At 50.5% G+C, this 22,219-nt stretch carries 20 protein-coding genes; 11 read left to right on the top strand and 9 right to left on the bottom strand.

The window, feature by feature from the left end; genetic code table 11:
• The first annotated feature begins 1 nt into the window (after position 1).
• From lptB to mgtE, 7 genes are all read left to right on the top strand, one after another.
• Positions 2-727, top strand: a complete 726-nt coding sequence (lptB, locus tag F0316_RS01645) for an LPS export ABC transporter ATP-binding protein (protein ID WP_000996178.1) — start codon at positions 2-4, stop codon at positions 725-727.
• A 55-nt stretch (positions 728-782) separates the two neighbouring features.
• Positions 783-2,246, top strand: a complete 1,464-nt coding sequence (locus F0316_RS01640) for an RNA polymerase factor sigma-54 (RefSeq protein ID WP_000804830.1) — start codon at positions 783-785, stop codon at positions 2,244-2,246.
• A 24-nt stretch (positions 2,247-2,270) separates the two neighbouring features.
• Complete coding sequence (hpf, locus tag F0316_RS01635; protein WP_001166643.1) at positions 2,271-2,558, top strand: ribosome hibernation promoting factor; 288 nt, start codon at positions 2,271-2,273, stop codon at positions 2,556-2,558.
• A gap of 2 nt (positions 2,559-2,560) precedes the next feature.
• A complete protein-coding gene (gene ptsN / locus F0316_RS01630) occupies positions 2,561-3,007 on the top strand; it encodes a PTS IIA-like nitrogen regulatory protein PtsN (protein ID WP_001177163.1) in 447 nt (148 codons plus the stop codon).
• Between the two features lie 12 nt (positions 3,008-3,019).
• Positions 3,020-3,880 carry an RNase adapter RapZ gene (gene rapZ / locus F0316_RS01625; protein ID WP_002044643.1) on the top strand — a complete coding sequence of 287 codons (861 nt, stop codon included), beginning with the start codon at positions 3,020-3,022 and terminating at the stop codon, positions 3,878-3,880.
• 8 nt (positions 3,881-3,888) lie between these two features.
• A complete protein-coding gene (locus F0316_RS01620; protein WP_001135899.1) occupies positions 3,889-4,167 on the top strand; it encodes an HPr family phosphocarrier protein in 279 nt (92 codons plus the stop codon).
• A gap of 160 nt (positions 4,168-4,327) precedes the next feature.
• Complete coding sequence (gene mgtE, locus F0316_RS01615) at positions 4,328-5,689, top strand: magnesium transporter (RefSeq protein WP_000840452.1); 1,362 nt, start codon at positions 4,328-4,330, stop codon at positions 5,687-5,689.
• A gap of 72 nt (positions 5,690-5,761) precedes the next feature.
• Here the strand turns inward: mgtE and pmbA are convergent, their stop codons facing one another.
• Positions 5,762-7,105 carry a metalloprotease PmbA gene (pmbA, locus tag F0316_RS01610; protein ID WP_148522705.1) on the bottom strand — a complete coding sequence of 448 codons (1,344 nt, stop codon included), beginning with the start codon at positions 7,103-7,105 and terminating at the stop codon, positions 5,762-5,764.
• A gap of 110 nt (positions 7,106-7,215) precedes the next feature.
• Here pmbA and yjgA point away from each other — a divergent pair, with 110 nt between their 5' ends.
• Entirely contained in the window at positions 7,216-7,785 is a 570-nt protein-coding gene (yjgA, locus tag F0316_RS01605; protein ID WP_000101588.1) for a ribosome biogenesis factor YjgA, read from the top strand.
• Between the two features lie 102 nt (positions 7,786-7,887).
• Here the strand turns inward: yjgA and thiQ are convergent, their stop codons facing one another.
• The 5 genes from thiQ to mpl all read right to left on the bottom strand — a co-directional run bounded on the left by thiQ (position 7,888) and on the right by mpl (position 13,469).
• A complete protein-coding gene (gene thiQ, locus F0316_RS01600; protein WP_149560159.1) occupies positions 7,888-8,604 on the bottom strand; it encodes a thiamine ABC transporter ATP-binding protein in 717 nt (238 codons plus the stop codon).
• A gap of 11 nt (positions 8,605-8,615) precedes the next feature.
• Positions 8,616-10,208 (bottom strand): thiamine/thiamine pyrophosphate ABC transporter permease ThiP, encoded by a 1,593-nt coding sequence (gene thiP / locus F0316_RS01595; protein WP_149560158.1) that lies wholly within the window; start codon positions 10,206-10,208, stop codon positions 8,616-8,618.
• Positions 10,209-10,217: 9 nt separating this feature from the next.
• Positions 10,218-11,210 carry a thiamine ABC transporter substrate binding subunit gene (gene thiB, locus F0316_RS01590; protein ID WP_114772156.1) on the bottom strand — a complete coding sequence of 331 codons (993 nt, stop codon included), beginning with the start codon at positions 11,208-11,210 and terminating at the stop codon, positions 10,218-10,220.
• Positions 11,211-11,471: 261 nt separating this feature from the next.
• Positions 11,472-12,101 (bottom strand): flavin prenyltransferase UbiX, encoded by a 630-nt coding sequence (locus F0316_RS01585; RefSeq protein ID WP_001063927.1) that lies wholly within the window; start codon positions 12,099-12,101, stop codon positions 11,472-11,474.
• Between the two features lie 12 nt (positions 12,102-12,113).
• On the bottom strand, positions 12,114-13,469 hold the full coding sequence (gene mpl / locus F0316_RS01580; protein WP_149560157.1) for a UDP-N-acetylmuramate:L-alanyl-gamma-D-glutamyl-meso-diaminopimelate ligase: 1,356 nt from the start codon (positions 13,467-13,469) through the stop codon (positions 12,114-12,116).
• Between the two features lie 305 nt (positions 13,470-13,774).
• On the opposite strand from mpl, the gene fbp reads away from it, so the two are divergent.
• The gene (fbp, locus tag F0316_RS01570) at positions 13,775-14,785 is read left to right on the top strand and encodes a class 1 fructose-bisphosphatase (protein ID WP_001171118.1); all 1,011 of its coding nucleotides are present in this window, start codon (positions 13,775-13,777) and stop codon (positions 14,783-14,785) included.
• Between the two features lie 169 nt (positions 14,786-14,954).
• Positions 14,955-15,485: an inorganic diphosphatase gene (gene ppa, locus F0316_RS01565; RefSeq protein WP_000056163.1), complete on the top strand. Its 531-nt coding sequence runs from the start codon at positions 14,955-14,957 to the stop codon at positions 15,483-15,485.
• 59 nt (positions 15,486-15,544) lie between these two features.
• On the opposite strand, the gene F0316_RS01560 is transcribed toward ppa, so the two are convergent.
• Genes F0316_RS01560 through tamA form a run of 3 tightly spaced genes read right to left on the bottom strand, consistent with a single transcriptional unit; the run spans position 15,545 to position 21,379 of the window.
• Positions 15,545-15,892: a gamma-glutamylcyclotransferase family protein gene (locus tag F0316_RS01560; RefSeq protein WP_001164258.1), complete on the bottom strand. Its 348-nt coding sequence runs from the start codon at positions 15,890-15,892 to the stop codon at positions 15,545-15,547.
• Between the two features lie 10 nt (positions 15,893-15,902).
• Positions 15,903-19,667, bottom strand: a complete 3,765-nt coding sequence (gene tamB, locus F0316_RS01555) for an autotransporter assembly complex protein TamB (RefSeq protein WP_149560156.1) — start codon at positions 19,665-19,667, stop codon at positions 15,903-15,905.
• Positions 19,664-21,379, bottom strand: a complete 1,716-nt coding sequence (tamA, locus tag F0316_RS01550; RefSeq protein ID WP_162809456.1) for an autotransporter assembly complex protein TamA — start codon at positions 21,377-21,379, stop codon at positions 19,664-19,666. Before tamA ends, tamB begins: the two co-directional genes overlap by 4 nt.
• A gap of 178 nt (positions 21,380-21,557) precedes the next feature.
• Between tamA and msrA the strand changes: the two genes are divergently transcribed.
• Positions 21,558-22,196 (top strand): peptide-methionine (S)-S-oxide reductase MsrA, encoded by a 639-nt coding sequence (msrA, locus tag F0316_RS01545; protein WP_000884809.1) that lies wholly within the window; start codon positions 21,558-21,560, stop codon positions 22,194-22,196.
• Positions 22,197-22,219 lie beyond the last annotated feature (23 nt).

Genomic DNA, 22,219 nt, shown 5'->3' with positions numbered 1-22,219 from the left:
TATGGCCATCTTAAAAGCACAGCATTTAGCCAAGAGCTACAAAAAGCGCAAAGTGGTTTCTGACGTCAGTCTTCAAGTTGAGTCAGGACAAATTGTGGGCCTGCTTGGCCCTAATGGCGCGGGTAAAACCACCTCGTTTTACATGATTGTCGGCCTTGTCGCGCGTGATGAAGGCACCATTACCATTGATGACAACGACATCAGCATTCTACCGATGCACAGCCGCTCACGGATGGGCATTGGTTATCTGCCGCAAGAAGCGTCTATCTTTCGCAAACTCTCGGTCGAAGACAACATCATGGCCGTCCTGCAGACACGCGAAGAGTTGACCCATGAAGAGCGTCAGGACAAGCTGGAAGATTTGCTCGAAGAGTTCCACATTCAGCACATTCGTAAAAGTGCTGGGATGGCGCTCTCTGGCGGTGAACGACGCCGGGTGGAAATCGCCCGCGCTCTGGCGGCTAACCCACAATTTATCTTGCTGGATGAGCCTTTTGCTGGCGTTGACCCCATCTCGGTCATCGATATCAAAAAAATCATCGAACATCTGCGCGATCGCGGTCTAGGGGTCCTCATCACCGACCACAACGTACGTGAAACGCTGGATGTGTGTGAAAAAGCGTATATTGTCAGCCAAGGCCGACTGATTGCGGAAGGAACGCCACAAGATGTTCTCAATAATGAACAGGTGAAGCAGGTTTATCTCGGCGAACAATTCCGTCTATGATTAAAACAGAGTAGAGTTCAATGAATACTAACAATAACAAGGCATCCATTACTGCATGAAACCGTCATTACAGCTCAAGCTAGGTCAACAGTTAGCCATGACTCCGCAGCTCCAGCAGGCGATTCGTCTGTTGCAGCTTTCGACGCTGGATCTGCAGCAAGAAATTCAGGAAGCATTGGAATCTAACCCCTTGTTAGAGGTGGAAGAGAACCAAGACGAAGCGCCATCGCTTGATAGCGTACGTATGACGGAAGAAAGCCCGCGCGAGCCAGAAGAACTCTACGAACCTGAACCGCAGGATAGCTCGGATCTGATTGAAAAATCGGAAATCAGCGCTGAATTAGAGATGGATACCACTTGGGATGAAGTCTACAGCGCCAATACTGGCAGTACAGGACTGGCACTCGATGATGATGCCCCTATCTACCAAGGCGAAACCACCCAAACTCTGCAAGATTATCTTCACTGGCAACTCGACTTAACTCCCTTTAGCGATGTGGATCGCACTATAGCCGTTGCACTTATCGATGCCATCGACGATTACGGTTATTTAACCGTCTCACTAGAGGAGATCCAAGAGAGCCTGCGCAGTGATGACATTGAGTTGGATGAGATTGAAGCGGTACGTAAACGCATTCAGCAGTTTGACCCCTTTGGTGTGGCATCGCTTAATCTGCAAGACTGCTTGTTGCTGCAACTCACCACCTATCCCTGTGATACTCCTTGGCTGGAAGAAGCGCGTTTACTGCTCTCACAGTACATCGATGATTTAGGGAATCGCGATTACAAAACCATTCTGAAAGAGACTAAGCTCAAAGAAGAGGACTTGCGCGAGATCCTGCAACTCATCCAACAGCTCGATCCTCGCCCCGGCAGTCGAATTGCCCAAGATCACGCTGAATACGTTATACCTGACGTGTCAGTCTATAAAGAACAAGGTCGATGGCTGGTCACCATCAACCCAGATAGTGTGCCTAAACTGAAGATCAATCAGCAGTATGCCGACCTGATGCGCGGTAATAATGCGGAGAGCAACTACATCCGTACCAATTTGCAAGAGGCAAAATGGCTGATCAAAAGTTTAGAAAGTAGAAACGAGACACTGCTCAAAGTTGCCAAGTGCATAGTTGAACACCAACACGATTTCTTCGAGTATGGAGAAGAGGCGATGAAGCCGATGGTGCTCAACGATGTGGCGATGGCGGTGGAAATGCATGAATCGACAATTTCGCGTGTCACCACGCAGAAATACATGCATACCCCGCGCGGCATTTTTGAGTTGAAGTACTTTTTCTCCAGCCACGTCAGTACTGACAATGGTGGAGAGTGCTCGTCCACTGCGATCAGGGCGCTGATCAAAAAACTGGTGGCGGCAGAGAATCCTGCCAAACCACTCAGTGACAGCAAGATCGCAACCCTACTCGCTGACCAAGGCATCCAAGTCGCGCGGCGAACCATCGCCAAATATCGTGAATCACTTGGCATCGCCCCATCAAGTCAGCGCAAACGCCTGCTATAGGCCTAAACTAGAGAAGGAAAGTCTATGCAAATCAACATTCAAGGCCACCACATTGATCTTACCGATTCAATGCAAGACTATGTTCACTCCAAATTTGACAAACTTGAGCGTTTTTTCGACCACATTAATCACGTTCAAGTCATTTTACGTGTTGAAAAACTGCGCCAGATCGCCGAAGCTACGCTCCACGTAAACCAAGCAGAAATTCACGCCCACGCGGACGATGAAAACATGTATGCCGCCATCGATAGTTTGGTGGATAAATTGGTTCGACAATTGAATAAGCATAAAGAAAAGCTAAGTAGTCATTAATCATGCAATTGAGCGAAGTACTTTCATTGGACTGCACCAAAAGTGCAGTCCAATGTTCTAGTAAGAAACGAGCACTAGAAATCATCAGCGAAATCGCTGCCCTTCATACTGGCCAGAATGCCACCGAACTGTTCGAGTGCATGTTAAGCCGCGAAAAAATGGGCAGTACCGGTATTGGTAACGGGATAGCCATCCCACACGCACGCATGTCCGACAGCGAAAACGCCGTCGCCGTGCTACTGCAGTGTGAAGAGCCGATTGAATTTGATTCGATTGATAATCGTCCGGTGGATCTCTTGTTTGCCCTGCTGGTTCCAGAAGATCAGTGCAAAGAGCATTTAAAAACCCTAGCTTGCATGGCAGAACGCCTCAACGATAAACAGATCCTCAAACAGCTTCGTAACGCAGCCAGCGATCAAGAGCTGTACAACATCATGGTTAACCAATAGCAGGCAAACAGTATGCGTTTGATCGTGGTCAGCGGACAATCGGGAGCCGGTAAGAGCGTCGCTCTTCGAGTACTCGAAGACCTTGGTTACTACTGTGTCGATAACCTGCCCGTCAGCCTGCTGACAGCCTTTATACAGTCGGTTCAAGGCAGTCAACAAAACGTGGCGGTTAGCATTGATATCCGCAATCTGCCCAAAGAGCCAAGCTTGGTACAAGATGTACTCGACCAGCTCAAGCAGAACAACGATGTCAGCATGCTGTTTCTCGACGCCAGTAAAGAGACCTTGCTCAAACGCTACAGTGAAACACGGCGCATTCATCCCCTCTCTCTCAGTCAAAGCAAGCCTTCACTTGCCCAAGCCATTGAGTTAGAAAAACAGCTGCTTGGCCCACTCAAAGAGCAGGCAGACTTGTTGCTCGACAGCAGTAACCAGTCGCTGCATGAGCTGAGCGAAACGGTGCGAATGCGGATTGAAGGCCGTGAGCGCAAAGACCTTGTGATGGTGTTTCAATCGTTTGGCTTTAAGTACGGTTTACCAACCGATGCCGACTACGTGTTTGATGTGCGCTTTCTCCCCAATCCCCATTGGGAGCCTCACCTACGCCCGCTGACAGGACTGGATGCTCCGATCAAATCTTTCTTGGAAGGTCATAGCGAAGTGATGGAGCTGAAACAGCAGATCCAAAAATTCTTCGAATACTGGCTGCCCATGCTTGAGAAAAATAATCGTAGCTACCTGACCATCGCCATTGGTTGTACCGGAGGCAAGCACCGTTCGGTCTACCTGACGCAGCAGTTGGGTGAATATTTCGCCCAACTTGGTCATCAAGTACAGATCCGCCATACTTCATTGGAAAAACAGCAATCCTAGGAGCCCCTATGCCGCAACTAAGCCAAACCGTGCTGATCCAAAACCGCCTTGGCCTGCATGCGCGCGCAGCGGTTAAACTGGTGCAACTGGCTCAATCCTTTGATGCAGTATTGACTGTACAGAGCCAAGATGGCCGTGAAGCAACCGCCGACAGTGTGATGGGGTTACTGATGCTGGAATCGGCACAAGGGCAAAACGTGGTGATCTCCGCCGAAGGCTCGCAAGCCGAACAAGCTCTACAAGCGGTTTGTCAGCTTATCGAACAAAAATTTGATGAAGATGAGTAAAGCTCCTCACTAGCCACCTATCGCGACGCCCCATCGGCCTGCCCTATCAAGGCAAAGAAGAGTAAAGAAATCCTTATTCCTTACTAAGATCTTATTAAATAAGCGGGTAAATTAAGTTACCATGCTGACCATTATTCCAATTCCAACCTAGGGGGAAGCCATGGCCGAGCAGATCGAATTTGACCAAGCTCACCTCACCCTCCAAGAAATCACTGAAGCCTTAGATAATGGCCGCTTTGTTCATGTCCGCCGCCAACTGCAGGACATGGAGCCAGAAGATATTGCTCATCTGCTGGAAGCCTCACCACGTAAAGCGCGTGAGGTGTTGTGGCAACTGACTGACCCGGAAGATTACGGTGAAATCCTTGACGAGCTGAATGAAGACGTTAAGGACGCGCTGGTGTCGAAAATGGCACCGGAGAAGCTCGCCGAAGCGACCGAAGGTATGGACATCGATGATGTCGCCTACGTATTGCGTAGCTTGCCGGATGATGTGTCACGCGAAGTTCTGTCCCAAATGGATGCCGCAGATCGCATGCGGGTCGAAACCGCTCTGTCCTATCCGGAAGATACCGCCGGCGGTCTGATGAACACCGACGTGATCACCATCCGTGCCGATGTGGACGTCGACGTTGTACTGCGTTATTTACGTATGAAAGGCGAACTGCCGGAAGCGACCGATGCGCTGTATGTGATTGATGATGAAAGCAAACTGATTGGCCATCTTTCTCTTGTCACTCTGCTCACCACTCAACCGGATGTGCCGGTCAGTGAAGTGATGGACGATGCGGACGAAGCGATCAAAGTCGATATGAAAGACTCCGACATCGCCAATCTGTTCGAACGGCGTAACTGGGTTTCTGCCCCTGTGGTGGATGAAAACCAACATCTGGTTGGCCGTATTACCATCGATGACGTGGTCGATATTATCCGTGAAGACGCCGAACACTCGATGATGAGTATGGCGGGTATGGATGATGATGAAGATACCTTCGCCCCTGTCGTCAAATCGGCGCGCAAACGCAGTATTTGGCTTGGGGCCAACGTACTGGCCGCCCTTGCTGCGGCTTCGGTTTCGAACATGTTTGAAGCGACTCTCGAACAAATGGCGGCGGTTGCTGTGCTGATGACCATAGTGCCCTCCATGGGCGGCGTGGCTGGTAACCAAACCGTGGCTCTGGTGATTCGGGGGCTGGCACTCGGTCACATCGGTGACAGTAACAAGCGCGAATTGCTGATGAAAGAAGCGGCAATCGGCCTACTGAATGGCATTACCTGGGCATTGATCATCGGAGCCATCGTCGTGGTGTGGAAAGGTGAATGGATGCTTGGCGGGATCATTTCCGCGGCGATGATGACCAACCTCATCGTGGCCGGCATTGCTGGAGTCAGCATTCCTATTTTGCTGAAAAAGATGAACATCGATCCCGCTCTTGCCGGTGGCATGGCACTCACCACCGTCACCGATGTGATTGGTTTATCCGTCTTTCTCGGTCTAGCCACTTTGCTGCTGGCCAGTTAATGTCTGATTTCCCAAATTGATTCGACAAAAAAGCCGACTTTCTGTCGGCTTTTTCATTCAATGGCTCAGAGCTTACTCGCCCGCCACTTTCATTGATTCAATCAAAATAGAACCCGTTTGGATCTGGGAGCGCGTTTCGATATCACTGCCCACTGCGACAATCTGCTGCAACATCTGCTTGAGGTTACCCGCAATGGTGATTTCAGAAACAGGGTATTTAATTTCACCGTTTTCTACCCAGAAACCAGCAGCGCCACGTGAGTAATCGCCCGTCACCACATTCACGCCTTGTCCCATCACTTCGGTCACCAGCAAGCCGGTGCCCAGCTCTTTGAGCATCTGTTGGTAGTTTTGACCGCTCGATTTCACATACCAGTTATGAATGCCACCCGCATGACCGGTTGGGGTCATGTTCATTTTACGCGCGGCGTAGCTGGTCAGTAAGTAAGTTGCCAACATACCATCAGTGATGATTTCCAGATCTTGGGTACGAACCCCTTCACTATCAAATGGGCTGGAAGCCAAACCACGCATCACATGCGGACGCTCACTGATATTGAACCACGTCGGCAGAATGGTTTTGCCAAGATGATCGAGTAAGAAACTCGATTTGCGATATAAGTTGCCACCGCTGATCGCCATCACCAGATGACCGATTAAGCCAGTCGCCACATCTGCCGCAAACATCACTGGAAACTGACCCGTTTTCAGCTTTTGCGGATCCAGACGGCTCACCGTATTTTCCGCCGCTTGCAAACCCACGCTTTCTGGCGTCCATAAATCGTCACGGTGACGCGCCACAGTGTAGCTGTAATCGCGCTCCATTTCACCGTTGCGGCCTTCACCAATCACACTACAGCTAATGCTGTGGCGACTAGAGGCATAGCTAGCCAATAAACCGTGGCTATTGCCGTAAACACGAATGCCGAAATGGCTATCGTAACTACCGCCATCGCTTTGTTTAATTTTCTTGCTATAACCTAACGCCGCACGTTCTGCCGCAATGGCAATTTGCGCCGCCACATCGGGATTCGGCTCATCAGGATGGAAGAGGTCAAGATCAGGAATATCCTGCACCATCAACTCTTTCGGAGCTGGGCCGGCATAAGGATCGGCCGAAGTATACTGGGCAATATCCAGCGCGGCTAATACGGTTTGTCGAATCGCTTTTTCACTCAAGTCCGATGTTGAAGCGCTGCCTTTACGTTGACCGCGGTAAACGGTAATTCCAAGTGCACCATCACTGTTGAATTCAACATTCTCTACTTCACACATGCGGGTCGAAACACTTAACCCCGTGCTCTTGGTGATCGCCACTTCAGCCGCATCCGAACTCGCCGCAGCAAGTTCTAATGCCTTAGCAACCGCAGCTTCCAGCTCTTGACGCTGCAGCGCAACTCGCTCTTTTACATCCATATTTCATTCAACCATTGGTTATTGATGTTATTAGGATAACAAGAATTTCGCTTTCTCCCCACGATTCTTGCTAAAATAGCCGACATAAGTAACTCATCATGATGAAGAAGATGGCACGTAAAAACCAAAAAGCCCCTTGGGAAGAGGAAGAAGAGATCATTTGGGTCAGTAGAACCGAAATGAAAAATGACATGCTAGCCTTGCAAAAGCTCGGCGAAGAGCTGGTTGAATTAAAACCTTCCGCGTTAGCCAAATTCCCACTGCCAGAAGATCTGGCCGAAGCCATTAAAGATGCACAGCGTTTTAAAAACGAAGCTCGTCGCCGCCAACTGCAATACATTGGCAAACTGATGCGCCATATTGACCCAGAGCCACTGCAAGCGGCACTGGATAAGCTGCGTAACAAGCACTCGCAAACCACTGCATTGCTGCACAAACTGGAGCAACTGCGTGATCGCATCGTTGCCGAAGGCGATAGCGCGATTGAAGTGGCGATGGAGCAATACCCAGAAGCGGATCGTCAACGTCTGCGTCTGTTAGCGCGTCAAGCCAGCAAAGAAAAAGCGGGCAACAAGCCGCCAAAATCGTCTCGCGAGATCTTCCAACTGCTGAAAGAAGCGATGTTGGCAAAACAAGAGATCGAAGAAGAGAGTGAAGACGATCTGGATTCAGCGGAATAAAACGCGAGGCCGCAAGCCATCTCGTATTAAACAACAGCATCAAAAAAGGTTAGCGCAAGCTAACCTTTTCTTTACGGTCGATGTATATCCGTTCACTCAGCGTTATTTCGGCTCACTCCGTGCCGCCGCCACAAACTGAGCCAGTTCAGGATGAGGATGCTGCGCTGTCACTGCCTGACAATCACTCACCACCTTCACTTTACCTTGGCTCAAAAATGCGATTTTGCTGGCGATGGCACGCGCATCACTAAGATGGTGGGTCACCATCACTACAGTGCGCTGCCGCTCACTGGCTAACTGTTTTACCAAAGCGAGCATCTCTTCACGCAGCAAAGGATCGAGCGCCGAAAATGGCTCATCAAGCAACCAAATCGGATTCGGCTGCACAAAACAGCGCGCGAGTGCCACCCGCTGGCGTTGCCCGCCGGAAAGTTGCTCAGGTAAACGATCTAGGTAGTCGGCAATTCCTACTTGCTGAGCGGCATCAACCACTTGCTGTTTCTGCTCAGCATTCAATTTGAGGCCTGGATGTAAACCTAAGCCGATGTTTTCACGCACGGTAAGATGGGCAAACAGGTTGTGCTCCTGAAAGAGCATCGAAAAAGGGCGTTGATAAGGCGCTAAACCGAGTACCGACTGATCATTGACCTTGATGCTGCCGCTCGCCGGTTCAATAAATCCCGCCACCAGACTGAGCAAGGTAGATTTACCCGCGCCACTGGGTCCCATCAGCGCCACGATGTCGCCATCAGCCACGTTCAGATCAAACTCAAACCATTCGTGCTCATATTCGTAACGCACTTTATCTAGAGCTAACATGCTTTTCCTTATTAGCGTTTGGTAAGCGGACGCTGGGCAAACAGCCGCTCAATCACATAAAACCAACCCACACTCATGATCAGCATGGCCAACGCGACGACCGCCGCGGTATCCATCTGATAGCTGCCGAGTAGTTGATAAAGATAGAGCGGCAGAGTGCGAAAATCTTGGCTACCAAACAGGGCAATTGCGCTTAAATCCCCCATCGAGAGCAGAAAACCGATCGCAAACGCATGGGAGAGAGGCTTACGCAGCGCGCGCCACTCCACTAAAAAAAATCGACGCCAGCCAGACATGCCTAAACTGGCGCACAGCAATTGATATTGCTGCGCCAAATGCCACATAGGTTGGCTCAAAGTTTTTACGACGTAAGGCAGAGCCATTAACGCGTTAACTGCGACCACAATCCAGTAAGCCAAACTAAACACATCGGTGATATTGCGCAGCAGTAAAAAGAGTCCGGTACTCACCACTAATCCCGGCGTCACCAGAATTAACGTCGCGATCCACTCCACGCCATTCGCGCGGCGATGGGCCGCTTTCAACCGCAAGGCTCGGCTGGTGAGTAACATCGCGATTCCACTAGCCAAAGCCAAGCTGCTGGCTAAGCTCGCCACTTGCAAAGAGTGGCTGACTGCCGACCAAAAATCGCCACTCGTCAGTACCTTGCCTAGTTTTGAATTGATCCCTGCCAGCACAACCATCACTAATGGTGGCAATACCAAGGCACATGCGGCAACAATCCAGCTCGCATCCCAAACTTTGGCGCGCCATGAATCACGTATCCAACGCTCAGTCACCTTGCTCGCGGCACTGTTCATGGGGCGGGAATGAGAAAAACGCTGCAGGGTAAAAGTCAGTAAGGTACACAGCAACATCTGCCAAATCGCCAATAACGCGCCAATTTGCAGATCGAAATCGAATTTGATCGCCTGGTAGATAGCGAGCTCAATCGTGGTCGCTTTAGGCCCACCACCGAGCGCCATCACGGTTGCAAAGCTAGTAAAGCAGAGCATAAACACCAAGCCTGCAACGTGCGGCAGTTGCTGACGCAAGCGTGGCCACTCGACCCACTTAAACTTTTGCCAACGGCTCATGCCGAGATGGGCGCACAGCTTGTGCTGCTCACTGGGGATCGCTTCTAAACTTTGCAGCAGCAAACGGCTGGCATAAGGCAAATTAAACAGTACATGGGCAAGTAAAATACCGTTTAAACCATAAATCGAAAACGGCAGCGGGAGCCCGACACTGTGCAGCGTTTTGGCCAAAAAACCACTATTACCGTAAATCGCGATTAAGCCAAAAATCGCCACCAACACCGGCAAAACCAGCGTCATCGCGAACAGTTTCAGTAGTAAATCACGACCGGGGAAACGGCGCTGACTGAGGGCATGAGCAACCGGAATTGCCAACCCCACACTGAGCACGGTGGACCAGAAGGCTTGATAAAAGCTGAACTGGGTAACATGCCGATAATAGGCATCTTGCCAGATCAGATTCAGATTGAGCGGTGGCGCTTGCCAGAGCAGCGCCGCTAATGCAGCGAGGACAAAGGTCGCGACACCAGCCGCGACCCAAAAGCCTAATTGAGGAGTTCGATTCAACGCTTAACCTTAGAAGCTCAGCGCTTGCTGCCACTCACGAATCAATGGCTTACGCATTTGCGCGACTTCCTGTGCGCTGAAAGAAAGAGATTGTGTCGGTACCGCCAAAGTATCAAACCCTTTGGGCAGTTCAACCGCCGTCACTGGATACATCCAGTTACCCGTTGGGATCACGCTTTGGAACTCATTACTCAGGATAAATTGCAGGAACTTGTCCGCCAGCTCGCCATTTTTAGTGCTTTTGACTTTGGCGGCCACTTCCACTTGCAGGTAATGCCCCTCGCTGAAATTCGCTGTGGCAAAACGTGCATCATTTTCTGCAATCAAATGATAGGCCGGCGATGTGGTGTAAGAGAGCACCAGATCCGCCTCTCCACCGAGAAACATCGAGTAAGCTTCTGACCAACCTTTGGTCACGGTGACCGTTTTGCTCGCCAGCTGCTTCCACGCTTGTGGCGCTTGGTCGCCATAGACAGATTTCATCCACAGCAGTAAACCCTGTCCCGGCGTTGAAGTGCGCGGGTCTTGGTAGATCACTTTCAGATCATCACGTTTTTCCACCAGCTCTTTCAAGCTGGTTGGCGGGTTAGCCAGCTTCTCTTTGTTATAGACGAAAGCGAAATAGCCATAGTCGTAAGGCACAAACGTGTTGTCACTCCAGCCATTGGGCAGAGTCACCTTGCTGGTATCCACACTGTGGGTTGCCAATAATCCGGTCTGTTTGGCTTCTTCGATAAGGTTGTTATCCAGCCCCAGCACCACATCGGCTTTGCTGTTGCTGCCTTCCAAACGCAGACGGTTAAGAATCGACACGCCATCATCCAAAGCGACGAATTGCAGATCGCAGCCACATTGTGCTTCAAACGCTTTTTCAATCGCTGGAGCGGGCCCCCAATCGGCGGCAAAAGAGTCGTAAGTGTAAACGGTGAGGGTTGATGCAGCAGACGCTGCAGAGGCAACACATAGGGTTGCTAACGCAACCGCAGTCAGTTGAAATTTCAAGGCTCGCTCTCCTTAATGAGCGGCACAGGCTTGAGGGAGGCAGAGAATCGTCCATTATTCCATTCTGCAAACCTAGCTCAATTCCTACGCCAGCATTATCTGGTTCAGGTTCAACCGCGAACATCGCAGTCATTGCGGGTCCCAAGCAGTGCTTGATCTCAGCGCCATTCGGATGAATGGGTGGCCCCCCGTGAGTGGGTTGGATTGTAATGGGAAATCTTGTAATTAGCCAGTAGCGGAAAATCGCCACTGGCCATGTCATTACTCGCCGCGCACGCGTTGATCATAGCCCCAACGCGGTACGAGCGCTTGTTCGATGCCAAGATGATCAAGAATGCGCGCCACCATAAAATCGACCAGATCGTCAATCGATTGTGGCTGATGATAAAAACCCGGCGCAGCAGGCATGATAGTCACCCCCATGTGCGAGAGCTTAAGCATATTTTCTAAGTGCAAAGTGGAGAATGGCGTTTCACGCACCACCAGCAGCAGTTGTCCACGCTCTTTCAGCACCACATCAGCGGCGCGTTCAATCAGATTATCAGACATGCCATGAGCAATCGCGGCTACACTGCCTGCCGAGCATGGACACACCACCATCTGCTTGGGGGCAGCCGAACCGGAAGCCACTGGCGAAAACCAATCTTCTTTTCCACACACCACCAACTTATCACTGGCGCAGCCCAGATGCTTCACCAAAGCCGCTTGCGCCGCTTCAGGGTTGGCGGGCAGTTTCAAGCCGTGCTCAGTCGCCAGTACCACTCGCGCCGCCGAAGAGATCAGCAAATACACCTGATAATCCACCGCCAGCAGGCATTGCAATAAGCGCAGCCCGTAAGGCGCTCCGGAAGCGCCAGTCCAAGCCAGTGTAATGGTTCGATTGTTGTTCATGCTCACCTTAAATTATTTCTGTTGCAGTGCCGCGAGCAACTTGCCATGAATGCCTTCAAAACCACCGTTGCTCATCACCAAAATCTGGTCACCGGCTTGGGCTTCTTTGGCAATCATAGCCACAAATTCATCCATATTGGCGCTCACTTGCGCAGGCTGTTGACACTGTTTCGCGACCTCTTCCACCGACCAAGGAATGTTAGACGGCTGGTAAAGATAAACCGAATCGGCGCTGTGCAGCGAAGCGGCCAAGGTTTCTTTGTGCACGCCCAGCTTCATGGTGGCAGAGCGCGGCTCAAGTACGGCGATGATTTTCTTATCGCCCACCTTGTTACGTAAACCGCCGAGCGTAAGTTCAATCGCCGTCGGGTGATGGGCAAAATCGTCGTACACCGTTACCCCATTGATTTCACCTTTCAGCTCTAAGCGGCGCTTGGTGTTGACAAACAGCCCCAGCGCTTCACAAGCCAGCTCCGGCGCAACACCAACATGACGCGCTGCGGCAATCGCCATCAGTGCATTACTGACGTTGTGATCGCCCACCAAACTCCAATTCACTTGGCCTACACGCTCGCCTTTCAGCAAAACATGGAATTGAGAGCCATCAGCGGTGATTTTTTCCGCTTGCCACTCACCTTGCTCACAACTGAACTCGGTTTCGCTCCAACAGCCGCGCTGTAAAACATCAGCTAAAGCTTCATCTTGCTTAGGAGCAAGAATGCGACCGTTGCCCGGCACAGTACGTACCAAATGATGAAATTGGCGCTTAATCGCCTCTAAGTTATCGAAAATATCTGCATGATCGAACTCTAGGTTGTTCATCACTAAAGTGCGCGGATGGTAATGCACGAACTTAGAACGCTTATCGAAAAAAGCACTGTCGTATTCGTCAGCTTCAACCACAAAAAACATGCTTTCGCCTAAACGTGCAGAAATACCGAAATTCCCCAACACACCACCGACTAAGAAACCCGGTTGATAGCCGCAATGCTCCAGTACCCAAGCAATCATGCTTGAAGTGGTGGTTTTGCCATGCGTTCCCGATACCGCGATCACCCAACGATCATGCAGCAGAAAATCTTGTAGCCACTGTGGGCCTGAGGTGTAACGCAGGTTGTGGTTAAGCACGTATTCCACGCAAGGGTTACCACGACTCATCGCGTTGCCAATCACCACCAGATCAGGCTTGGGCTCAAGTTGAGCAGGGTCAAAACCTTCAATGATCTCGATGCCTTGCGCCTCTAACATGGTACTCACTGGCGGGTAAACATTGGCATCGCTGCCGGTGACTTTATGACCCAATTGACGCGCTAACATCGCAACGCCGCCCATGAACGTGCCACAAATTCCCAAGATATGAATGTGCATAAAAACCCAGCCTTTTTACTGTGCGATTGGAATGGCTCCATTATCCCGATCCGCTACGCAAAAGCGAGTGCAGCAGTTCAGCGTGGTGTAAATTCGAAATGGTCGACAATCAAAGTGAGATCTCCGTCGGTTAGTTCAATACCCGTAAAAAGATCTAAGTTTTACAATTCACTACAGACAAGGTGCATAGCGCAATCGATTCCATCAGAGGATCCCATCATCTTGCTCAACCCGTTTGTTGCACTTCACTAACCTTAGGTCAACAAATGGGCGTACCCCCGACCCAATAGTGTTAAGGAACCAACATGCAGAAAATGCGCACCCTCGGTGAATTTATTGTTGAAAAACAACATGATTTCCCCCACGCCAGCGGTGAACTTTCCTCTCTTTTAGCCTCAATTCGTTTGGCCGCCAAAATCGTCAACCGCGAAATCAATAAAGCGGGACTGGCAGATATCATTGGCGCGTCAGGCAATGACAACATTCAAGGGGAAGAGCAACAAAAGCTCGACCTGTATGCCAACGAAAAATTCAAAGCCGCACTGGAAGCACGCGATCAGGTGTGTGGTGTGGCGAGTGAAGAAGAAGATGAAGCGGTCGCATTCAGTAAAGAGCTCAACAAAAATGCCAAATACGTGGTGTTGATGGATCCGCTCGATGGCTCTTCCAATATCGATGTGAACGTATCGGTTGGGACCATTTTCTCGATTTACCGCCGCGTTTCGCCAGTTGGCACACCGCCGACGCAGGAGGACTTTCTGCAACCGGGTAATAAACAAGTCGCTGCCGGTTATGTAATTTACGGCTCATCCACCATGCTGGTGTACACCACGGGCAATGGTGTGAACGGCTTTACCTACGATCCTTCGCTTGGCACCTTCTATCTCTCGCATGAGAATATGCGTATTCCAGAAAACGGTAAGATTTACTCGATCAACGAAGGTAACTACATCCGCTTCCCAACGGGCGTGAAAAAGTACATCAAGTTCTGCCAAGAAAATGTACCAGAAGAGGGACGCCCCTACACTTCACGCTACATTGGTTCGCTGGTGGCGGATTTCCATCGTAACTTACTGAAAGGTGGTATTTACTTGTACCCAAGCACGCAAAGCCATCCGAATGGTAAATTGCGTCTGCTCTATGAGTGCAACCCGATGGCATTTTTGATTGAACAAGCGGGCGGCCTTGCCTCGGATGGGGCGCGTCGCATCATGGACATCAAACCCACCGAACTGCATCAACGCGTACCGTTTTTTGTCGGCTCAAAAAACATGGTGCATAAAGTCGAAACGTTTTTAGAGACTTACCCAGACTAAGCCACTTCGCGCCGCCCTGTGCGGCGCTTTTTCTCTTTGTCACTTGGGGATCCTTTATTTTGAGAGTAAACTCACCCCTTCGCTGAAGGGTGCATTTTGCGCCATAGGCAAACTTGAATAATAATAAATCCCGAATTTGAAGTCCGGCTAACAGAAAAGGAAACCGTTAATGAGCTTAAACAATGTGCCAGCGGGCAAATCACTGCCTGATGATATCTATGTAGTGATCGAAATCCCTGCCAATGCTGACCCAATCAAATACGAAGTCGACAAAGAGTCTGGCGCAGTATTCGTAGACCGCTTTATGTCAGCGCCTATGTTCTACCCATGTAACTACGGTTACGTGAACCACACTCTGTCACTGGACGGTGACCCAGTAGATGTTTTGGTTCCAACTCCATACCCTCTGATCCCAGGTTCTGTGATCCGTTGCCGTCCTGTTGGCGTGCTAAAGATGACGGACGAATCCGGTGAAGATGCGAAAGTGGTTGCGGTACCGCACACCAAGATCTCTAAAGAGTACGATCACATCCAAGACGTGAACGATCTGCCAGCGCTGCTGAAAGCACAGATCACTCACTTCTTTGAGCGTTACAAAGAGCTGGAATCAGGCAAGTGGGTAAAAGTGGATGGCTGGGAAGATGCCGCTTCTGCTCGCGCTGAAATCCTGAGCTCTTACGAGCGTGCGCAAAACAAATAAGCCCACGTTTTGAGCATAAAAAAGCCAGCTCAGCTGGCTTTTTTCTTTGTAGGTCAGAACTAGACACGCTGACACCAATCTCCGGAATCAATCAGCGAATGTAAGCGATGAGTCTCTTGATAAATATAGATCCACGCGGTACCAAACGGTGTCTCAATGGTGTCACGCCGATACTCGACGGGCACATCTTCCAAAATATCCAACTGCGCTAAAGTGTGTTCATCCACGAGATAGACTTCACCATGCACCGATTGATGCCCTTCCACCAATCCGGGATACGCGCCTAGATCATACAAGGCGTATTCAGGTTTGGTTTCAAACTGACCAAGCAACTGACTGTGTTGTAAATACGTGTGGTTGCTCTCTCCATGACGCAAAGTGCCATACACAAAAACGAGGTGCTGCACATCTCTCTCCTTAGTTAAATTCGAACTGATAGAGCAGATCTACGGCGCTGTCGACACCGGAGACGGCCTCCAAATACAGATCCTGCATCAAGCGATAACGCACAGTAAATTCGCCGACTGAGTTAAAAATACCTACACCATATTTCACTTGCAAGCCGGGCAGAATATAACCACTGACCGTTACCTGCGAATCGTCCCCAGAACCTGCCGTATCCAGTTGCAGATCCTGCACACCGAACGCTTGGCCTATCTCGCCAACCAGTTTACCGCTCTGCGCTAAACTCAGACCAATCAAGGTGGTGGTCATGGCGTTGCCCCCGGCTTCGCCATCAATATTTTGTCCACGCAACAAATACGACAGCGCATTGGCTTGTGGCATTGCAGGTTCAGAGAAGATGGTGAGTGACGGCTCATCCGAGGGGCCACTGACTCGCACCCCAGCAACCACGCCATCTTGCGTGTTGTTGGGATTACGGATCGCAGTGATCGCCAAATACGGCTGATCCACCGGGCCATTCATCAAGATCTTCCCTTCTTTGATCTGCAGATCTTGTCCAAATGAGCGGTATTGACCATTGCGAATGTTCACCTCACCCAAAATAAACGGCCCTTTATCCTTTTGCGCTACATTAAGACGTCCGACTAAGTTACCTTGTAGACCAAAAGCACTGAGTTGGAAATCGTCGCCAATTTGCACATTGACGTCACTCTCCACACTGAACGGGATCCGTTCTTTGTCAGTCAGTGGCTCAAAATCCGCATTCAGCAAAATTTGATCTTTCGATACCCCAATCGCGCTCGGCGGTAACTCTTCGACCACAATCCGCCCCCACGGCAGCGCTATATTACCCGTCACTCGTGCCAGTTGAGGTTGCATGGTCAAGGTTAAATCAGGGATCACCTTGACTCTCACCATAGGTGGCAGCTCAACCATCATTGAGGGAGCATGCACTCGCGCTTTGAGTCGCCAATCCTCTATCTGTTGCCAATCGGCATCACCATCGACTTCGAGCAAACCATCGGTGGTCTGGATATCAGCATTTAACACTGCCTGATAACCATTAAATTTAAGTGACACTTGACCGGATTGCACATCAACCGGCGAGATCTCACCTTTTACGCGAATATCATTGATCGCAATTTCACCGTTCAATTGCGGATGCAGCATCGGGCCATGAAATTGTACATCGGCATTAATATTGGATTTCGCTTCACTAAGTTCACCAATCAACGGCTGCAAGAAATCCAGATTAAACGTGGTTAAGTTGAGCGAACCGAGCATGGTTTTCTGCTCCGCACGCACATCGGCAATTTGGATATTGCCCGAGAGATCACCATTATCGGTTGCATCTAATAACCAACTGGCTTGCAGCTGATTTTTCGCCAATTGGGCAGAAAATTGCGCTTTATCCCAACCAAACGTCACGCTTTTATTCAGCTTTTGCGTCACCTGACCTTGGGTTAACTCAAGATTGGCTTGCAACTGCGGCGCCGCTTTCGGAGCCCACTTAGCCCACACTTGGCCATTCAAGCCGCCACTGAGTTTGGTTTCCTTAGGCAGGACACCAGCGAGCTGCTTAAAATCAAACTGCTTAATCGCTAAACGCGCCTCACCCCGCGCCCCTAACTCGGCCTCTTCTTCTAAACAGAGCGAAGCCTCCCCTTGCACCCAGCAGTGGGCGGCGACGGTCACGCGCTCCATTCTCTGATCAAACGAGAGAGCGGTCGCCTGTTGTAATAACCATTGCCCTTGCGGTGAATTTAACCACATGCGCTCCAGCTCACCTTGCCAGCGCAGTGTGGGTTCAGTACGCAATCGGCCATTCATCGCCAAGCTGGTCGAAGCGAGATTGGAGGTGACATCGAGTGTCACCCCGTGTTTTCTCTGAGAGCCTTGTGCTTTTAACTCAACAGTATCAATTCGTTGATCTTGATACTGAATATCGCGCACTTGTAAGGTGAGCTCGCCTTGAGGCTCAGGCAGTGGCACGAGATTTCCTTGCAAAGTGACATGCCCAATCGAGCCTAACTCTTGCCATTGCAAGCTATCGGCATCCAGCACCAATTTGACCCGTGGCTGTTTGAGATCACCTCGCAGCAGCACATCGCCAATCACTTTGCCTTTCGCATCGGGCAGGGATTTACTCAAATCCGGAACATCCAACTCCACCGACATCCGCCACTGCTTACTCAACTGGCCTTTAGCGGTGAGGGAGTTCGGCCCATGCACTAAGGAAACTCCCTTAGTTTGTAACGCGATATCCCCTTGCCCTTGGACATCGGAGGCGCTGAGTTCGCCTAACATTTTAAGCGGATAATCACGTAATACCCCTTTAATGGCTAAGCGTGAAACCTCCACTTGCCAGCCACCTTGCTCAGTCAAAGCGCCAGAGGTATCAAGCTCACCACTGATCTTGCCTTCTGCGTCAGGCCATTGCAGACCGGGCTGAATATTTTTCAGGTTTAAACGAGCGGCCCAATTGAGCGAATTTTTCCAATTTGCCACAGCATTGCCCGTCACTAAGCCGCCAAGCGTATCAACTTTAAGTGATTGCAACGCGACTTCATCCAGATTGCCATGCCCTTGCAGGGCTAAACTCACATTCGGTAAATCTTTGCCCTGTAGCGCGCCCTGCAAGGCGAACTGATACTTGGCCAAGGAGCCCTGAATGCTTAACTCCGGAACCTCAACGTGATAATCCCCTTCCCCCAACATGGGCCACTGCGCTTTCACCTGACTCAGTTGCAGATCAAACGGTATATCGGCATCCAGCAGATTAAAGTGGCTGTTCAACTGCGCTTGAGCTAACGAGTCTAGATTGGCTTGTACAGTGAGATCCGCAAGACTACCCTGCGCGACCAGTGATAATGTTTGGCCTTTAAAATCAGCAAGATGCACTTGACTGCGCAGTTCTAACTGAATGGGATAATCTTGACTGAGCGTCGCTTGTGCGTTCAATTGCGCATCCAGCTCCGGCATGCTCAGCTCAAGACTAGAGATAGAGACGTCGTGCTGCGCGGCAGTCGCTTGCAAAGCTAGATGATTGACGATGATCGGCGTCTCTTGTTCTAAACGAAAATCACGAATATCGAAACGCGCTAACTCAATGTGCAGCGGGATCATCACATCTGGCAGTTGCAAAGGTTCTGCGCTATCAGAGGTTGCCGCTTGAACCGCCTCGGGTTCGGTTGAGGCTTCACTCTCCGCTAACGCAAGACGGATCCCCTGCCACTCGGTTTGCCCGATACGCAGGCGATTGCCTTGCCAAGACGCTCGCGTGGTCAATTGCTGCCACGCCACTCGGTTACCCAGAATATTTAATTCAATATCTTGTAGCGCTAACTGACCTAAGCGAATCGGGATGGGCGTGGAAATGTCTCCCAGCGGCTCAGAATCGCGCTCATCAGGTGTCGGTTCACTCTCTGCTAATGAGGGGAGATCTAACTTGACTCCAGATAGCGCCAGCTCATTGATACAGATACTGGGTTCCAATAAGCAGTTGGGGTTCATCGCCAAGCTTAGCTTTTGCACAGAAAAGCTCAGATTAAGCTCACTATCCGCATAATTGACCCCTTGCAAAGTAAAACGCGGAAACAGTGCGCCCTGCGCTTGCTCCACTTTCAACTGCGGCAATGCTTGCTGCGCGCCCCACAAAACCACATGCAAACCGGGGTTGGTAAACAGCGCCCCCGCCAAAGCCAGCACCAGCAAGATCACTAACACCAACAGCGACATAGAGAGCCATTTGGTCCACTTTAACGCCCGTTTGATCATAATTCAGGCCCTAAAGTGAAGTGGATTTTGAACTCATCGCCCGGCGCGGCATCCAGCCCCCATGCGAAATCGAGCCGAATAGGGCCAACGGGCGAAATCCAGCGGATCCCAGTACCGACCCCTTTCTTCCATTCAGGATTATCGTTAAACGCATCACCGACATCCACGAACATCGCCGCCCACCAGTTGCCGGTTAAACGGTATTGATATTCGATTGAGCTGGTGGCGATGTATTTCGCCCCTGTCAAAGCGCCACTGGCATCTTGCGGTGAAATCGACTTGTAACCGTATCCGCGCAAATTGTTATCACCACCGGCAAAGAAACGCAGCGAGGGCGAGAGTTGGTCAAATTCATCCACCAAGTTGGCTCCACCATCAACGCGAACTAAGGCGCGGTGATTGCGTGCATAAGTTCGTAACCAAGAAGACCCGGTTTGTAAACGCAATACCCGTGTTTCTGAAAGCAATGCTGGGTCGCCATATTCCAAGGTAATTGTCTGTTTATCGCCCCAAGTCAGTAAACCACTGTTGGAACGAGTCCGTGTACGGGTATAAGTCATCCCCGGCAATAAAAATTGGCTGTTATCATCTTGTAAACCCTGACGATAATTCTCTAAGAGATAACGAATAAAGACCGTGCGATGCCAGCCGCCATCCAACTGCCAATGGCGTTCAAGTGATAGATTAGATTCCAAGCTCTCGGTATCACGCTTGTCCAAATGCTTCATCCCGTACTGAATGCGATAGTACTCATTTAACGCATCTTCCAGTGGGATCTTGTAACCCGCCGTAATGGTCTGCTCTGGTATAGAAAGAGAGAAACTGCTGTCAAAACTGTGCCCTTGGCTGTTCACCCAAGGTTTCTTCCATTTTAATGAACCACGTACTCCAACGTCCGTGGAATAGCCTAAACCGGTTTCCAGTTGATTGCGTGCTTGCGGTGCTAAGGTCACCTTGATCGGCAACTCACGCCCCTCATCCAACTGCGATAAGTCCGGCTCAACAAACACCGAAGAGAACCAATCTGTATTGGAAAGATTTTGGTTAAACTCGCCGACTTGCGACACCAAATAAGGCTCGCCTTGTTTGAAAGGGCGCAGCGACATCACGCGATTTTCATCGATTTGACTGCCTTCGACCGTGGTCGCTCCAAACAGGTAACGGATCCCGCTATCAAAGTGCAAAATCACCCGAGCTTGATTCAGCTCTGGAATCACTTCCAGCCGGCTGGCCTGAAAATCACCATTAAAGTAGCCCTTTTGCAACGCCAAGTTACGAATGCCCGATTTGAGGTTGTCATACAGACTGTGATTAAGCGGCGCATCCACTCTCAAACCACTGCGGCGGATCAAACGTTGAAAATCGCGATCGCCTTCGGCTTCACCGCGGATCACAATATCAACCTCGCTCAAACGGGTCACTTCGCCCAAGGTCACTGCGGCGCGTAAACGCTGGTTATCTTCAGAGACAGTAAAATCGATACTGGGGTGGTAGTAGCCGAGTGCATTCAACGCTTCGGTCATACTTCTTTCCAGTTGAGATTGAAAACGCAGACTGGTGGAATAGTCTTGTGCCGCGATCGATGAGAGATACGCCTCCACGTTATCTTTCTCTGCGCCACTTATTCCAGTGATCTCGAGCTTCACATCGGCGTAAGATACGGCTGAAAACAGCCATAGCGAGATTAAAGCGGGAAGTGATTTTCGTCTCATGCTTGATTTAGACTCGTTATACAACGGTGACATTTTTGCTACAGACGCATCATAACGTCAATGCAACCCTGCGTCTGTACGAAAACCGTTAAATCTCCGGTCTGTATCGAAGATAATCAGGGCGTTGCTGCTTGCGATATTCAAAGAGACAGCGCCACCACTTCAGTAAGGAAACATCATGCTCGACAAACAAACCATGGTTACGGCACACAACGCCTTACCCGGTCGTACTACTGCGATGTCGATTGACGATACGCATTTCGTCAATGGCAGCTCGCTCACTGCCGCGCCACAATCCGGTCAACAACAAATCTTGATTGGTATGGGCTGCTTTTGGGGCGCTGAACGCCTGTTTTGGCAACTGGACGGAGTGATCTCGACCTCCGTTGGCTACTCAGGCGGTTTTACGCCCAATCCAACCTATGAAGAAGTGTGCAGTGGAAAAACTGGCCATACCGAGGTCGTGCGCGTCATTTTTGATCCAGAACGCCTGCCACTGACTGAACTGCTCCGCGCATTTTGGGAGCGTCACGACCCCACGCAAGGCATGCGTCAAGGCAACGATCGCGGAACGCAATACCGCTCAGCCATTTACACTTTCAGTGAAGATCAGCGCGAAATCGCAGAAGCCTCAAAAGCGGCTTATCAAGCCCTGCTGACGGCGCAACATCGTCCCTCGATTACCACTGAGATTCTGCCCGCAGGAGCGTATTACTTCGCGGAGACGTACCATCAGCAATATCTGGCCAAAAATCCGAATGGTTATTGTGGGCTCGGCGGTACAGGAGTCTGTTTCCCGCCACACTCCACACTCTAAATACATCTCAATGAGGGGAATTT

The organism is Vibrio cholerae, assembly GCF_008369605.1.
GTDB lineage: Bacteria > Pseudomonadota > Gammaproteobacteria > Enterobacterales > Vibrionaceae > Vibrio > Vibrio cholerae.
This window is presented reverse-complemented; position numbering and strand designations above follow the sequence as displayed.